17 protein-coding genes and 3 pseudogenes are annotated in these 15,507 nt (G+C 36.2%); 10 read left to right on the forward strand and 10 right to left on the reverse strand.

The features are described from left to right. Positions 1-10: 10 nt before the first annotated feature. The 4 genes from P9687_RS10600 to P9687_RS10615 form a co-directional block, all read right to left on the reverse strand. Positions 11-697 carry a hypothetical protein gene (locus tag P9687_RS10600; RefSeq protein ID WP_328228708.1) on the reverse strand — a complete coding sequence of 229 codons (687 nt, stop codon included), beginning with the start codon at positions 695-697 and terminating at the stop codon, positions 11-13. Positions 698-709: 12 nt separating this feature from the next. After that, a complete protein-coding gene (locus tag P9687_RS10605) occupies positions 710-1,408 on the reverse strand; it encodes an ABC transporter ATP-binding protein (protein WP_026684635.1) in 699 nt (232 codons plus the stop codon). Between the two features lies 1 nt (position 1,409). Then, positions 1,410-1,775 carry a GntR family transcriptional regulator gene (locus tag P9687_RS10610; RefSeq protein WP_029142962.1) on the reverse strand — a complete coding sequence of 122 codons (366 nt, stop codon included), beginning with the start codon at positions 1,773-1,775 and terminating at the stop codon, positions 1,410-1,412. A 236-nt stretch (positions 1,776-2,011) separates the two neighbouring features. Next, the gene (locus tag P9687_RS10615; protein WP_026684637.1) at positions 2,012-2,572 is read right to left on the reverse strand and encodes a PadR family transcriptional regulator; all 561 of its coding nucleotides are present in this window, start codon (positions 2,570-2,572) and stop codon (positions 2,012-2,014) included. A gap of 113 nt (positions 2,573-2,685) precedes the next feature. Between P9687_RS10615 and P9687_RS10620 the strand changes: the two genes are divergently transcribed. Next, positions 2,686-3,189 carry a phenolic acid decarboxylase gene (locus P9687_RS10620; RefSeq protein ID WP_035190973.1) on the forward strand — a complete coding sequence of 168 codons (504 nt, stop codon included), beginning with the start codon at positions 2,686-2,688 and terminating at the stop codon, positions 3,187-3,189. 174 nt (positions 3,190-3,363) lie between these two features. On the opposite strand, the gene P9687_RS10625 is transcribed toward P9687_RS10620, so the two are convergent. Further along, on the reverse strand, positions 3,364-4,005 hold the full coding sequence (locus tag P9687_RS10625) for an NAD(P)-dependent oxidoreductase (RefSeq protein WP_035190971.1): 642 nt from the start codon (positions 4,003-4,005) through the stop codon (positions 3,364-3,366). A 147-nt stretch (positions 4,006-4,152) separates the two neighbouring features. Between P9687_RS10625 and P9687_RS10630 the strand changes: the two genes are divergently transcribed. From P9687_RS10630 to P9687_RS10665, 8 genes are all read left to right on the forward strand, one after another. After that, on the forward strand, positions 4,153-4,590 hold the full coding sequence (locus P9687_RS10630; protein ID WP_029142964.1) for an Rrf2 family transcriptional regulator: 438 nt from the start codon (positions 4,153-4,155) through the stop codon (positions 4,588-4,590). A gap of 169 nt (positions 4,591-4,759) precedes the next feature. Next, positions 4,760-4,909 carry an epipeptide YydF family RiPP gene (locus P9687_RS10635; protein WP_029142965.1) on the forward strand — a complete coding sequence of 50 codons (150 nt, stop codon included), beginning with the start codon at positions 4,760-4,762 and terminating at the stop codon, positions 4,907-4,909. 925 nt (positions 4,910-5,834) lie between these two features. Then, positions 5,835-6,818 carry a YydG family radical SAM peptide epimerase gene (locus P9687_RS10640; protein WP_029142966.1) on the forward strand — a complete coding sequence of 328 codons (984 nt, stop codon included), beginning with the start codon at positions 5,835-5,837 and terminating at the stop codon, positions 6,816-6,818. After that, positions 6,799-7,557 carry a hypothetical protein gene (locus P9687_RS10645; protein ID WP_035181029.1) on the forward strand — a complete coding sequence of 253 codons (759 nt, stop codon included), beginning with the start codon at positions 6,799-6,801 and terminating at the stop codon, positions 7,555-7,557. The genes P9687_RS10640 and P9687_RS10645 overlap by 20 nt, the downstream gene beginning before the upstream one ends. Positions 7,558-7,675: 118 nt before the next feature. Beyond that, entirely contained in the window at positions 7,676-8,305 is a 630-nt protein-coding gene (locus tag P9687_RS10650) for an ATP-binding cassette domain-containing protein (protein ID WP_029142978.1), read from the forward strand. A 21-nt stretch (positions 8,306-8,326) separates the two neighbouring features. Then, positions 8,327-9,049: a peptide ABC transporter permease gene (locus P9687_RS10655; protein WP_029142979.1), complete on the forward strand. Its 723-nt coding sequence runs from the start codon at positions 8,327-8,329 to the stop codon at positions 9,047-9,049. 165 nt (positions 9,050-9,214) lie between these two features. Further along, a complete protein-coding gene (locus tag P9687_RS10660; RefSeq protein WP_029142980.1) occupies positions 9,215-9,409 on the forward strand; it encodes a hypothetical protein in 195 nt (64 codons plus the stop codon). 915 nt (positions 9,410-10,324) lie between these two features. After that, positions 10,325-10,540: an IS66 family transposase gene (locus tag P9687_RS10665; RefSeq protein WP_029142982.1), complete on the forward strand. Its 216-nt coding sequence runs from the start codon at positions 10,325-10,327 to the stop codon at positions 10,538-10,540. A gap of 619 nt (positions 10,541-11,159) precedes the next feature. On the opposite strand, the gene P9687_RS10670 is transcribed toward P9687_RS10665, so the two are convergent. From P9687_RS10670 to P9687_RS10685, 4 genes and pseudogenes are all read right to left on the reverse strand, one after another. Beyond that, positions 11,160-11,858: a Crp/Fnr family transcriptional regulator gene (locus tag P9687_RS10670; protein ID WP_029142983.1), complete on the reverse strand. Its 699-nt coding sequence runs from the start codon at positions 11,856-11,858 to the stop codon at positions 11,160-11,162. Between the two features lie 471 nt (positions 11,859-12,329). Then, a pseudogene (locus P9687_RS10675) lies at positions 12,330-12,544 on the reverse strand (sulfurtransferase TusA family protein); the annotation flags it as partial. An 18-nt stretch (positions 12,545-12,562) separates the two neighbouring features. Then, positions 12,563-12,913: pseudogene (locus P9687_RS10680) on the reverse strand (YeeE/YedE thiosulfate transporter family protein); the annotation flags it as partial. Between the two features lie 51 nt (positions 12,914-12,964). Further along, on the reverse strand, positions 12,965-14,428 hold the full coding sequence (locus P9687_RS10685) for an aminotransferase-like domain-containing protein (protein WP_168985755.1): 1,464 nt from the start codon (positions 14,426-14,428) through the stop codon (positions 12,965-12,967). Positions 14,429-14,593: 165 nt separating this feature from the next. Between P9687_RS10685 and P9687_RS10690 the strand changes: the two are divergent. Next, a pseudogene (locus tag P9687_RS10690) lies at positions 14,594-14,871 on the forward strand (LysE/ArgO family amino acid transporter); the annotation flags it as partial. Here the strand turns inward: P9687_RS10690 and P9687_RS10695 are convergent. Then, positions 14,780-15,507: hypothetical protein (locus P9687_RS10695; protein WP_328228893.1), on the reverse strand; the 728-nt coding region annotated here is incomplete at its 5' end. The pseudogene P9687_RS10690 and the gene P9687_RS10695 sit on opposite strands and share 92 nt — an antisense overlap.

Here is a 15,507-nt window from a genome sequence, read left to right on the forward strand (position 1 = left end):
AATTTACTCTTCAGAGCTGCAGATCATGGTAGGAAGCGGGTGTTTCCACATGGAAAGTGCTCAGGTCTAAATAATACGGTATCCACTGGCTGATTTCGGTGTCAATATAGCCGAATATGCTGCTTAAAATGATAAACAAGACGAACCACAAACAGCCAATCTTTTTATGGCGGAACGTTACTTTGCTGAGTGCCATTGAAAAATAGATCAGCAATAACACACTGACAACGCTAAAAACCATAGATAATGTCATGTAAATGCACGCTTTTATGGATAGAACTTTTGAGATCGCAGAGAAAAGTTTTGATATGTGATCAATATGGAATGGGCTGAAAATCATCACCATTAAGAAGTTGAATAGCACAACGCCAATGCCTAACACCATAAACCAAAACAAAGCAGCGATGAGTTTAGATTCAAGAATTTGATTTCCTGTCAACGGCAATGTAAAGGTAAGGTAGCCACTGTCTTCATACAATTCTTTTCGAAACGAGCCGACGATGTAGAGGAATGCAATGAGAGCCGCACCAAATAATAGCATGACACCAATTGACATAAAGATTTGCGCTGAATGAAACAGCGAGCCTTCCTTATTAGAATAGGCATACATGCTGGTTAAAAGAATGAACACCAAAGCCAATATGCCCAAAATAAACTTGTACGTTCCTCTTATTTCATACTTTACATATTTCAACATCCGGTTTCCCTCCTATGCCCCGAATACTTCTTTATAGATTCCGTCGATTTGCTTGCCCTTTTCTTCCCGTAATTGCTCTGCATTTCCCGTCAAAACAATTCGGCCATTTTTTAAAAAGACCACTTCATCCAGCATGCTTTCCATATCCCTGACTAAATGCGTCGTAATGATCATCGAACTGTTTTCGCGAAAGTTGCCGATAATCGCATCCAATATTTGGTCTCTTGCAACCGGGTCGACGCCGGCGATTGGCTCATCTAGAATATATAATTTTGCATTTCTTGCCAGGACAAGCGAGAGGTTCAGTTTTTCATGCATGCCTTTTGACAACGTATCAATTTTCATGTCTTTTTCCAATTTCATAAAATCAAGTAATGCTTCGAACTTCTTTTCATCGAAATCCTCATAAAAATCCTGATATAATTTTAAAGCATCCTTGATCCGCATCCATTTATACAGAAAATTACGGTCAGGCAAATAAGAAACAATGGATTTTGTTGCCACGCCCACTTTGTGTCCGTCAATCCGTACTTCTCCGCCTGTTTGCCGTAAAAGGCCGGTTAAAATTTTAATCAGCGTTGTTTTTCCGCTCCCATTCGGGCCTAATATTCCAACGACTTTTCCTTCCTCTATCGTTAAATTCAACTGATCGAGGGCTTTTTTACGAAAATAATGCTTTGTCAGCCCGTTCATTTCTACAATATTCTTCATTTTATTCATTCCCTTCCATAAACCTTTCCGATATCATTTTTTTGATTTCATCGGGCTGGAAACCCAAATTTTCCATTTCTCTGAAAAAACGATCTATGACCGCGGCAGCCATGCTTTGTTTTAACTGGCTGATGATAAGGCTGTCCTCTGTTACAAAAGTTCCCATTCCTCTTTGCGTTTTCACCAGCTCTTCCCGCTCCAGTTCCTGATAAACTCTTTGGATCGTATTCGGATTGACCCTCAATTCCTTTGATAATTCCCTGACCGATGGCAGTTTTTCCCCTCTATCGATTTCACCGGAAACCACCTTTGTCTTAATTAAATTCATGATCTGTATATAAATGGGCAAAGAACTGCTAAATTCCACCTTTTCACCTCCAGTACTGTCAACGGCATATTCTCTTTCCGGAGCTGACCCGGCAAGCCCAAACGAAAAGACCCTGAAATCGGAAAAGATTTTTCACGAAATCAGGGCCTTATTTGAAAACCAAAATGCCTTTTTACGCAAGCCGGGGCAACGATTCAATGATCCTATCCTGAAAATATAGCCAGCTGAATTTGGATACCGCCTTCACTGCGGTTTGTCTTATGGCTAAGGAACGTTCACTTTTTTTGCCTGATAAACCGGATGCTTTTTTTCAGCCAGTCTACATAACTTTCTTCCCGGGAGATCGCTTTTGTCAGGACAAGATAATGCCCTAACTCATCCGATCCAAGTCCAATCCCCTCTTCTCTTTGCGCAAAAATAAGCTGGTAACGGGATTTTAGCTCCGATAATTTTTGCTCCCGCTGATCCAATTGGTCCTGGAAAAGCGGAAGAATTTTTTCTTCGGGAATGTATTGGATAAAATAAACTTTTAAAGCAAACGTGTCTTTTTCCGTCTCGGGAATTTGTTCCGGATGCATCAGCCACTGCGCCAGTTCCTTCTTTCCTTCTTCTGTCAGCGTATACATCTTTTTTTCCAATTTGACGCCGGATATTTCAATATACTGTTCGATCAGTTTTTCATCCAGCAATTTTTTTAATTCGGTATAAATCTGGCTGTGTTTGGCACTCCAAAATTGGGAAATTTCTTTTGTAAACTCGGACGTAATGTCATAACCGCTCATATCTTGTTTTCTCAACAAACCCAAGATCGCGTGTTTAAGGACTCTTTTTGCCATCGGCTAACCTCCGTCACGTTTTATTGACAATATTATAGCATAGGTATAAAATAAAACATGTAAACATTGACATGTTTAATATTGAATGATTCGTTAAATACAGGAGGTTTATGATGAAAACATTAGAAGAATTTTTAGGCACCCACATGATCTATACTTATGAAAATGGCTGGGAATATGAATTTTATATAAAAAATCAAGATACCGTTGATTATCGTATCCACAGCGGAATGGTTGGCGGCCGCTGGGTCCGTGACCAAAAAGCAGATATCGTGAAGATCACGGATGGCGTTTTTAAAGTTTCCTGGACAGAACCGACAGGCACAGACGTTTCCCTGAACTTCATGCCGGATGATAAACGGATGCACGGTGTAATCTTTTTCCCGAAATGGGTACATGAACACCCGGAAATCACGGTCTGCTATCAAAATGACCATATCGATTTAATGGAAGAATCCCGTGAAAAATATGAAACTTACCCGAAATATGTGGTTCCGGAATTTGCGGATATCACTTACATTAAGAATGAAGGCATAAACAACGAAAAAGTGATTTCAGAAGCACCTTATGCAACGATGGCCGATGACATCCGCTCAGGAAAACTAAAATTTTCATAAGCAGAAAAGCTCACAAAAACAAAAAACGGTGAGACATCATGTCTCACCGTTTTTTTACAAATCAAAATAAACGATCACTTTTTTCAGTGCCTTCACTTGATTTTCTTCTAAGATATTGGCTGTAGAAGGTCAGAATCACGCAAATGTGATAGTCTTTTTATACAGCAAGTGTTGTTATTCCGCTTCGCCGACAACAGAGAATCGTTCGTTTTTATGCTGTGGATTTTCAATTTCATCCAGGATTGCAATCGCAAAATCTGCATAGCTGATGTAGCTTTCCCCTTTTGAGTTCAACGTCAGCACATCCCCGCCTTTTTTGTAGGAGCCGGTTCGTTTGCCTGCTGGATCAAAGAGCGCGGCCGGGCTTACAAAAGTCCATTGGATACCGGTGGAATGCTGCAGGTCTTCTAAATTTTGTGCCTGGCTTTTCGCAGTTGGCAGGAATGCAGCGGGAAAATCGGGTGTGTCCATGACGCGAACGGTTTTTGATTCATCCGCAAACAGGCTGCCGGCACCCCCCACAACGACGAGGCGTGTGCCGGGCGCCCCTTTTAAAGCTTCAATTAAAACCCGGCCGGCTTCCACATGCTGGTGTTCCTTTCCTGGAGCAGCACCAAATGCATTGACGACCACATCATATTTTTGAAGATCTCCGGATTTGATATCGAAAATATTTTTTTCCACCACATCAACCCGTTTGTCTTGAATTTTCGCTGCATTCCGTACAATTGCCGTCACTTCGTGGCCCCTGTCAACCGCTTCTTTGAGAATAAGGCTGCCGGCTTCCCCGCTAGCGCCAATAATTCCAATTTTCATATGGCATTCCTCCTGTGATATGTAATCAACTTTATTACATGTAATTATTATAATTACAAGATGGCAGGCATGTCAATGATATTTATTTCCTTTAGAAGTTATACTATACTTGTAATTATATGAATTACATGAGGATGGTGACTGGAAATGTCGATCAGCAGTCGTTTTGCTGTTGGAATCCATATATTGGCATTGATTGAAATGAATAAAGATGGCGTGAGTTCTTCCGAGTTTTTAGCGGAGAGTGTGAATACAAATCCTGTTGTCATCCGGAAAATCATGGGGATGTTGAAAAAATCCGGCTTAATAGAAGTCCATCCGGGAAAAGCAGGGGCAAAGCTGGCAAAAGCGCTGTCCGATATTACACTCCTTGATGTTTATAAGGCCGTGAATGTCGTCCAGGATAAAGCGTTATTCAGCATTCACCGTAACTCGAACCCGAAATGCCCTGTGGGAAGAAATATTCAGAACACCATTGAACCGATATTTGAAGCATCCCAGATTGCAATGGAGAAAGTTTTGGAGCAAGTGACATTGGAAGACGTGGTAAAAGACATTGCTAAAAAAGAAAACACCATCTGTTAAAGTCCAAACAATTAAGCAGCTATTTCTCTATTGGAGAAAAAAGTTCTCTGTGAAAATTTTTGCTTTAGTATAAGGTTTAGAAAAATATATTATTTCTGTGACTATAGTCACAGAAATAATGAATATAATGAGATAATATTTATAGTATAAGAGAAGGAGGTGATAGATAATGAGTAAGGAAAATACACAAAATAGTAATGTGAAAAATTTGGAATTTAAGAGCTTGGTAGAAGAATCTCAAAAGTTGGCCAAAGTTAACGATCTTTGGTACTTTGTGAAATCAAAGGGGAACCGTTGGATAGTTGGAAGTGGACATTGATAAAAGTCACATATAGTAGACTTTGTCTCTTATACTTAACTAGCAAAAAATTTCTTTCTTAAATCATGAGTTTAGAAAGGGCCAGGGCTTTGCAGAAATCAAAGCCCTGAGCCATACTTGTTTTTAATTTTGATTCCTACACTTCACTGTCTAAATCAAAGAATAAGGAGGAAATCGTCCGATTGGATCCGAGATCGCTTTAAGCTAAATTCTCCAGTGTATCTTATGAATCTTTGTCACAAAAAGAAGAGATGACAATATAAAATTTAGATAAGTTTTTCGCGCCAAAATTAATCATGACCCGGATAGATATTGACTTCTGGCAATACATAGGCAATGGCAAAATTTAGTTCAAATTATATAACAAAAAAGTCATTCTCAAAACATGAAAGCACTAGTAACATAGTAAGACGAATAGTATCTTATTTTGAAGCTTTACTCTGCTATATAAAGCGAACTTAAGTTATTCGCGTCAAAATCAGTTATAGTCAGGACAGATGACATTGCTTCTGGCTACACATCATGAGTAGTAATGTTTAGTTCAAATTATATAGCGGGAATTTTATATACCGACTATCTTTGTTTTGTTAAAGCAAAGACAGTTATTTATATTTTCGATACTAAAAGTATACACACTTGTAACAATCCATATTGAAGAACGATTAAACTCAATTGATGGGATTCGTCATAAAGCTAAAAAACAATTCTGTATAATCATATTTTTATGCAGCTGTTTCCTTCTAAATAGGAATGAGGCTTTTTTACGATATTTGGAGTCTATGGCACGGGGGCTTATCAACAAATTTGATATTTTTACAACGGCTGTTTTTTGTTCGTGCAAAGACTAATTTAGGAAAACAATGATTAGTTTTTCTAAGCTTAACATGGTCAGTAATTTTTGACTATTAAAGGGGATGAATATTTAATGTATAATAAGACAGTAGCAATTAATTTAGATTCAAAATGTAATGCATCTTGTGATCATTGCTGCTTTTCTAGCTCACCAACTTCTGAAGTAAAAATGGAAAAAGACTATATAAGGAATTTAGTAAATGAATTTGCAAGAAGCAAAACAATAGAGGTAATTTCATTCACAGGCGGGGAAATCTTTTTAGATTATAAATTTTTAAAAGAATTAATGGAAATAATAAAGCCTTACAAAAAACAAATAACATTGATTTCTAACGGGTTTTGGGGAGGTAGCCAAAATAAAGTTGAGGAATATTTTAAAGACATGAACTCTTTAAATGTGGTAGCATTAACTATAAGTTATGATGAGTACCATGCTCCTTTTGTAAAATTATCCAGTGTCAAGAGAATATTTGAACACAGTAGGAAATATCCAGATATTGACGTTTCTCTAAATATGGCAGTCACCAAAGATAAGATGTCAAATCGTATTTTGGAGGAATTGGGTGACTCAATCTTAGGAATTAAGATTACAAAATTTCCATTGATCCCGGTTGGTGCTGCTAAAAATAGAATTAGCCAGGAAAATATACATAAATTTTATAATCTTGATGATGAAGATTCTCTGCAATGCCCTGGCTACGAAATTGTTTATCACCATGATGGAGAGATATATCCATGCTGTTCCCCTGCTATTTTCGAAACAAAAATAACTTTAAGAGAGGAATATAGTCAAACTTATGAAAGAACTGTAGAAAAATTGCAGTCTAACCTACTCCTGTTTATTATAAGAAAAGAAGGATTTAAATGGTTTTTAAATATTTTAAAAGAGAATAAAAAAATAGAGGAATTTGGTATTCCCTATGAGTTTTCTTCTATTTGCAGTTTGTGTGTTTCATTATTTAATTCCGAAGACAAAATAAATTATTTTCATAATTTTATGGAAGATTACTACTACGCAAACTATGGAAATAAAGATCATGAAACCGCTAAAATTTGAAGATGAAGACTATGAAATTTTCGTGCAAAAACATGTTTTTATAAAAGACAAAAAAAGTGGGGAATATTATAAAAACAGGCTAGACTCTCTTACTGAGAAGCAATTAACACGCTTGAAGACTTATAAAGAAAAAGTACCAACAAAATTATTTTACGCCTTTTTATGCGTTATAGCTATATTATTTGTATTTAATTATACTCATTTAATGAAATTGCAACATGAATTATCCCCTCTAATTTATGGTTGGAAAATGTGGATAGTTATAGGCGGTTATTTCATAGTAAATATATTTTTTCATGAACTGGGACATATCTTGTCTTTGAAATTCTTTGGGAAAAAGTTTGATAAATTTGGATTTAAACTGAATTTTTACGTTTTCCCTGCATTTTATGTTCAAATGAATGAGACTTACATGCTTTCTAGGAATGAAAAGATTATTGTTCATGCAAGCGGTTTGTTTATCAATTATCTTTTTGTTAATATTGTTGAGACCGTGAATCAACTTACTTTTTCTTTTGAACCTTTAACAAAAGCATATATGTTTTTCTCAAGCACTTTATTGTGGAATTTAGTCCCCGTATTGAATTCTGATGGTTACAAAATTGTTCTAGCCTTTCTTGATTTAGACGAATATAATAGTATTAAAAAAAACCATTGGCTTGTACTTACTATTCAAATTATTGGGGTATGCATTGCAGCAAACACCATTGTACATTGGATATTGTATTTTGCAAACTAGTGATAAAGAGATAAACAAAAAAATTTATTGTGTTTATAAAAGCAATCATTAATAATGAAAAGAAGAAATAATCATCCCATTTTGTTTAAAAAGTTATTTGTTTAAAAGGAGCTCGTGTATGAACATTTCAAACTACACTTTAAGAGTAAAAGGTAAGACGTTACTTAAGAACACGAACCTACATTTCTCAAATGGAAGAATCAGTCACATCTTAGGAAAAAACGGAGTTGGAAAATCTCAACTTGCCAAGGACTTTCTATTAAACAATAGTGGACGGATTGGAAAAGATATTAGTCAGAACATTTCTCTAATATCCAGTTCATCTAATATACCTAATGATGTTTCCAAGGACTTTTTAATAAACTTTTTAAATAATAAATTTGATTCCAAACTGATAAGTAAAATTGCTGTCTTACTGAACCTTGAAAATATTGACGGAAAAGTTCTAATTAAAAATCTTAGCGATGGTCAAAAGCAAAAACTAAAATTACTTAGCTTTTTGTTAGAAGATAAAAAAATTATCGTTTTAGATGAAATAACAAATGCCTTAGACAAAAAAACAGTAATGGAAATACATCGTTTTCTGAATGAATACATTCACGAAAATCCGGAAAAAATTATTATAAATATTACACATAACTTATCAGATTTGAAAGCCATTACAGGAGATTATTACTTATTCAATAATCAATCAATTCAAAAATATGATTCTATAGATAAGTTGATCGAAGTATATATAAATGAGTAAGTATATTGTGGGAGGGCAACGATGAAACTGGAGTTTAAAAAAAGTATTAATAACAAGGTTTTAATTATACTGGGATCTATGTTTCTGTTTGTTTTTTTACTCGGGTATTTTCTACCGATTGGAATAGACAGGGTTAGCAAAGTTACATATCATATATTCTTCTTTAGCTCCTATACAGTTGCTACAGAGTTTGGTTTTATGTTGTTTTCATTCGTTATAGCTTTCTTTATCAACAGGGAGTATACTAATAAAAATATTTTATTTTATAAGTTAATAGGGGAAAATATTTTTACCTTCTTTTATAAAAAAGTGGCGGTTTTGTTCATAGAATGTTTTGTGTTTATATTGCTCGGCTTATTTTTGATATCAATAATATATCACAACTTTTCACATTTTACTTTGTTGCTATTTTTATTTTCAGCTGTTGTTTTTCAATATATCGTCATTATTGGAACGTTTAGTATATTAAGCCCAAATATATTGATTAGTATTGGCATAAGTATTGTTTATTGGATAACGTCCGTTATTTTAGTAGCCATAAGTACGAAAATTTTTGGATTTATCGCTCCCTTTGAAGCAGGTAACACGATGTACGCACGAATAGATAAGGTGCTTCAAAGGGATAGTATGACACTTGATACCAAGGATATCTGGTCTATTGTGATATATTTAGCCTCTATTGTTATTATAAATATTATTATCCTAAGTCTTTCTAAAAAAAGATGGATTAAATTAGGAATCTAATAACCTATAGGAACTCGGCTAATATATTGTTCAACCATCAACGCAAAATTACTTTTTAACTAATAGGATGGAGATTAGCCACAATAAATTGGGATATTGTCTAAATTAATTTGAGGCTGCACCTCCTGGTACTATGAACGTATCAATTAAAGGAGGTGCTTTTCTTTGCCAAAACAAAAACTAACCATTGTCCCCGTAACATTACAAACTGAAAATGAAAATACTCCTGGAATAACCCCGCCCGTGCTGTCCTCGAAGCCTGCTTGCACGATCAAAACGGCAATCGCAGAGATTTCCATCTTCAACGACGTAGATAAGCACACCATTCAAACGGTCATGAAGGATTTGAAAAATCTATGAGATAGGACAACACAAGCATGAAAAACATTCATATAAACTTCTGGAAAACAGATATGCGGAAAGGTATTGATGGACTATATAAAATGAACTTAAGTTTTTTACATCAAGCCCGGGCGCCATTTGCATAAGGGTTACTTTGTACAGCAAGCAACAGAGCCGTGATATTTTATTCATTTTATATAGCAACGCTGATTCAATTAACCAACACCAAAAGGTGTATTCTAAATTTGCATATTTTTATCCCGCTTTGTCATTCGCTATGGTATACTAACGTTAACTTATATGCGAAAATTGGTGACTTTTATGGTTAATGCCTCTCCCAATAACGAGAAAATAATTTGACTTCTCGAGGAACAACTGACTTATTTAAATCAACAAAACAAAGATTTATCAAAAAAGCTTGATCAGTCGAATAAACAGATTGGAGCGTTAACCGAACAAATTCGCCAATTAACAAAACTTTTATATGGATCTAAAACAGAGAAATAAAAATACAATGTGCCCGATGGGCAAGCTTCCTTATTTGAGGATGGCCCTTCTTTTAATGATCCTGAGCATACAGAAGGACAAAGCCAACAGACGATTTTTTAAACTGTTGTACGGAAAGCAAAAAATAAAAAAAGAAACGAATCCTTGTGTGATGACATAGAAGTAGAGGTCATTCATTCTCACCCGGAAAGTAGGATTCGTAACCGTTGTCAGAAAAAATGTTCGAAATCGGCAGCACTCTCGTACGTGAAGAGGTAGAGTTCAATACTGGGATGACTTATTCTAACTCGAAAGGCAATTCAAGCATTTGCCTCCGAGTAAACGAAGAAAAAATCGCCACTCGAGGCCAATTGTCGAAAAGTTTCTGGACGGGTGGAAAAATCGTCATTTTAACGAAAGAGCGCACTTACAAAGGCAGCAGAATACATGCTCAATAGAGTGAATGGACTAAAAGCGTTTTTGAATGATGGACGAATTGAAATAGATAATAATCTAGCTGAAAACGCCATCCGTCCGAATGTCATTGGCCGAAAAAATTGGCTGTTATCCGTATGCGAGGCCGGTGCAAAAGTAAACGTCATCTGTTTAAGTATCGCAGAAACGGCGAAAACAAATGGGATAGTTTCTATTGGTACCTTGTGAAACTACTAACGGAACTACCGAATTTAGAAATTCATAGAAATCCGGAAATTTTAAACCAATATTGTCTTGGTCAAAACGATCCAGGCAGTGGAAAATATCCGTTGATTTGCAAAAAAATCCATGATAAGCGGCTATTTGTGATGCGTACCGAAAAGGTCCGCTTATTTTTATATAAGTAGGGCTTCCTGAAAGAATCATTTATAAAAATTTAATCAGAAAGCTCTACTTCAATATTTGTCAATCGGAGAGATATTTGCAAGGACAGGCTAATTTTCTCTTCTTCCTCCATTAAAATGGCTTCCGAGTCCAGAGTTTTAAACCATTGCTTTTAAAATTTCGTTAAAGCTCTGTCAGAATCATTATCCTACTGTTCTTGACTTGTTGAAATGAAAACCGTGGATATATCCATGAGCTGTGGAGCAACGCCATTTGAAGGCAAGCAGCGGAAGCCACGCACCTTCAAAAATTGAGTCCGTAAGCAATATCCTACTTTCGCAAAACAATCACAGTTAGTGTCTCGAAAAGTCAAAAAAGTAATTGCAAATAGCTTGAGTTAAGGATTCAATACTATGCCGTTTGCTCAATTTAAATAGTGAAAAAGTGAATATTTTACCATTCTCTATGAAAGTTCACAATAATGTAAAGGACAAGATTCGCAGTGTATGTAATTCCTTAAAAAGGTTATATTTTTGACGATAATACAATGATCCACACTATCATATGAAATAATTCCGTCTTTTTTTAACTGGTTCATATTTCTTGAAATAAATTCACGTGTTGTTCCACAAATCTGGCTTAGTTCTTCATGAGAAAGTTTTAATAAAATTTTATATCCATGTTCTTTTGGAACACTACATGTATTTACTAAACGAATTAATGTTGAATACAGTGTTCCCTTTTTCCCAAATAAAGTAAAGTCTCTTATTATAAGATTCTTTTTGTTTACCTGATTGTAAATGTATTCCTCCCATTTTTCTTTTAACATCTTGTTATCGCCTATCGCCTTACTGAAAGTTTCTTTAACTAGTTTTACCAAACGGCAATCTGTTTTTGCTAATGCAAAGTATTGGTAATTGATACTTTCATAGTCGGATATATCTAGCAAAAAGAAATGGCCAGGGTTCATGATTTTTATGATTAGTTCCTTCCCCTGACATGATAACTGTTTAACAAACATATAGCCATCTATCAGAGCATATATAAAAGATTGCTTTTCCGTATCCATATTGATGATCTGTCCTTTTTCATAGAAACAGGAACGCCCTTTTTTTGAAATAAAATTGAATATTTCTTCGTTTATAATTTTGTTTGTATACATAATACAGACCTCCGTTTCATCGTTTATTATACTTTTTATTTATTCCCTATTTAGGGCAACCTGAACGAATCGGATTTTGGCAATTTATCCGATCCTCCCAGCAAGCCGGTTTTAATGTTTACCACCAATAGAAGAGATATTTGCAAAAGGGGGGATTCTGTCCTCTTCTAACCATCGAAATAGCTTTCAATCGCATTTTTTTCTGTATTTTCTTTAAAACTCTTGCGTTAAAGTTCTGCAAAATCTTAAGAATCCTTGCCAATTCTGAGAATCTCGCTTATTCATCAACCTCTATTTATATTGGCTCTAAAAGTCCTTGTCTGGTGGTTTTTACAATGGTCATCAGCCAACCATAAACCTGAGAGGCTCAAACAGCAATATTCCCGAGCAGCCCAAAAATTCCTCTACTAATGATTATAAAAGATAAAGAATGGAGATGAAAGCAATTACAATAAATTGTTTAAAAATTTTATTTTTCCGGACTGTAATCGCTATGCTGCTTCATCAAGTTGTTCAAAGTTTGTGACAGTTTAGCCTGCTTCAGCTCGCGGGATGCTTACCGTTGCTTGCGTGCAGTCAAAGTGGCTGACAAGGTCATCCCCCGACTGCATTTCTTCAATGGCTTTCTTTGCTTCAATTAACGGGAACGGGCAAAGTTGGCCCATGACTCCCAATACTTTTTCCATCTTGCATTCCTCCCTACGCTATGGGGACGGCCTTTTCACCGCGGTTTTTTGGCGCTTTATTTGCGGACGGATAAACATGAAATAGGAAGCCGTCCATGCGCCAAATATCATAAACAGCAGTGCCAACCAGCCCTGCCATGTCATCATTTCCGTTTTGACGAGGCCGTTGCCGATCGAACAGCCACCTGCGACACTGGCGCCGAATTCCATCAAAGATCCCGCCAAGGAAACTGCGGATACCTGTCTTTGCGTCCGGCATTCTAAAACGAAATTCGCGGCTTGCTTTTGCGGCGATAAAAGAATCGAGAAAAATGCCAAGCACGAGAAAACACCCAGTTCTTCAAACGTTTGGTCGCCTGTTACAAGGAACGGTTACCGCAATCGGCAGCTCGTGAAAGCGAGAACTTTCCGTCTTTCTTACTATTGTTTTGTTTCTTTTGCTATTTGTTTGACTATAATGGCTAGTCGGGCAATGGCGTCTTCAATGTCGGATAAAGGTGCATAAGCATAGGAAATTCGCAAGTACTGTATTGCATCGCGATCATATAGATTTCCCGGATTAAGTAATATCCCTTCTTTTAATGCTTTTTCAAAAAGTTCGCGAATCGATAAAGATGGAGTGAGATGGACCCAGACATAGAATCCCCCCTTTGGAAAATTCCACGTAGCGATATCGGTAAAGTGTTTCTCGAGTGACCGAACCGTTGCGTTACGACGAATTTTTAACTGTTCCCTAATATAACGCATATGTTCATCATATAAGCCACTAGAAAACCATTCGGCAGCTGCCCATTGAGATAATGAACTTGAACCATAATCTGTTTGCATTTTTATATCTGCAAGTCGTTCGATTACAGCTTCCGGCCCCACAATCCACCCAATTCTTAACCCTGGACTTATTGTTTTTGACATACTTCCTAGGTACAAAACCATTCCATTCTTATCCTCTTTCTTTAAAGGATTTGGGGGTGGAGAATCGATCCATAAATCACGATAAACATCATCCTCGATAATAGGAAGACTCTCCTGTTCACATATCGCCATCAGTTGCTTTCGTTTTTCTTCCGTCAACAGTATCCCTGTAGGATTATGGAAGGAGGGGATCGTGTATAACAAGGAAGCATTATATTGTTTTTTATACTTTTTGATTAATGACGTTTGAAGACCAGTCTCATCCATTGGCACTCCATATAATCTCATACCAGCAGATTGAAATACTTGAACAGAATACAGGTAAGAGGGTTTTTCAAGTAAAATATTTGACCCCCTATTTAATAGACCAATGGAAATCAGTTGTAATGCTTGAAGCGCTCCTGAGACAATTAATATCGATGCGGGAGAAGCATTAATCCCTATCTTTTTTAAGTGTTCCGTTAGTTGCTGTCTTAAAAACAAGTCGCCTTTTGGCTCTTCGTATCCTAATGAGGCCATTCTATTAGGAAGTCTCTGGAATACATCTTGCATTTTTTTATACGGTAATAGTTCCGGTGAAAGTTCTCCGGTTCCTAAACGAATGATATTTGGCCTGAATTCTGCTTCATTAATATCTTGAATTGCAGGTAAATTGGGTTGATAACTCCCTGCCTTCACATACGAGTTCCAGTCGGGAGGATGGTTGGATACTAACAGATTCCATGTATTATTTATCACTTTTGTCCCACCCCCGGTTTTTCCTTCGATTAAACCAAGGGCAGTTAATTCATCCAATGCTGTTACGACGGTACTACGATTCACCCCAAATGTCTCGGCTAGTACCCTCTGTGAAGGTATTTTTGTACCAACAGTCCATTCTCCTTTTATAATCTTATCTTTTATGTACTTTTCAATCTGCTTATATAAAGCGACTGAAGACGACCTATTCGGTTTCCACTCTAAATGTTGCATGTCTTTTTCTCCCATCCATTTTATATTTTCATTATAAAATTTGGTTGGTTTAATATCCATCAAATTTGGATGGATACATATGGGGGATTCTCCTCTAAAATAGTCATAGGTTAATCAATCATAAGGAGTTACCCTTTGAGTGTTCTTTTCGAAAGGAGGGAGAAGATGTTAGAAGCATTTTTACATGGATTGTTTTAGCCTTTGGTCTCATTTTACCTTTAGGTCCACAAAATGTTTTTGTCTTTAACCAAGGTGCTTTGCAATCAAATCTTATAAAAGCTCTACCAGTAGTAATCACAGCAGCAGTTTGTGACACAATCTTAATTACTTTGGCTATTCTAGGTGTTTCAGTTATTGTTTTATCATTTTCATGGCTTCAAACCATTGTTTATGGGATTGGGTTTTTATTTTTAATTTACATGGGATGGTCGATTTGGAAATCTGCTCCTTGCCTGTTGCTTTTTTGATAAAATCGAGTGGTATCCCAAGTTTAATAAGGTTTCGGGTAATTTCAATTTTTTCTTCTTGTCTTCCTTCTCGTTTACCTTCTTCTCTTCCTTCTTCTCTTCCTTCTTTTCTTGCTTCTTGTTTTAGTTCATCTTCATACGTTATCATCGTGCCGCCCTCCCAATTTTTGATTTCCTGGTTAAACTCCTGTTGGTATTGACTTTCGAGTTTTATCATGTGGTCCATGAAAATGAAAAGTGTCAGTAAATCCTTTTTATCGAGCTGCAAGCGATCTTTCATAACAGCTAAAACCCGGAGCAGCTGCTTTTTCAATTCTAATTTGGTTGGCTGTGCAGCTGTTTTTCCATACAGGGCTTTTTTTGTCGCAAGGATTACAAAAGCAAATGGATTAGTCGATTGCAACAATTCATTTTCATCTTGTTCCGCTATTTTATACACATTGTATTCATAATTCAATTTTGTCCCGAAAAAGTTGTATTCATAACGGGGTGGGGTATACGTTTCGGAGTAATCTTCGGTGTAAATCACAAGCGCAAATATCTTTTTATCATACGCATCAAAAATCCGGTAGAAGTATTGAAACATTCTTTCTGCAAAACCAGTATCTTTCC

This window comes from Weizmannia sp. CD-2023, assembly GCF_036225245.1.
Taxonomy (GTDB): domain Bacteria; phylum Bacillota; class Bacilli; order Bacillales; family Bacillaceae_C; genus Weizmannia; species Weizmannia faecalis.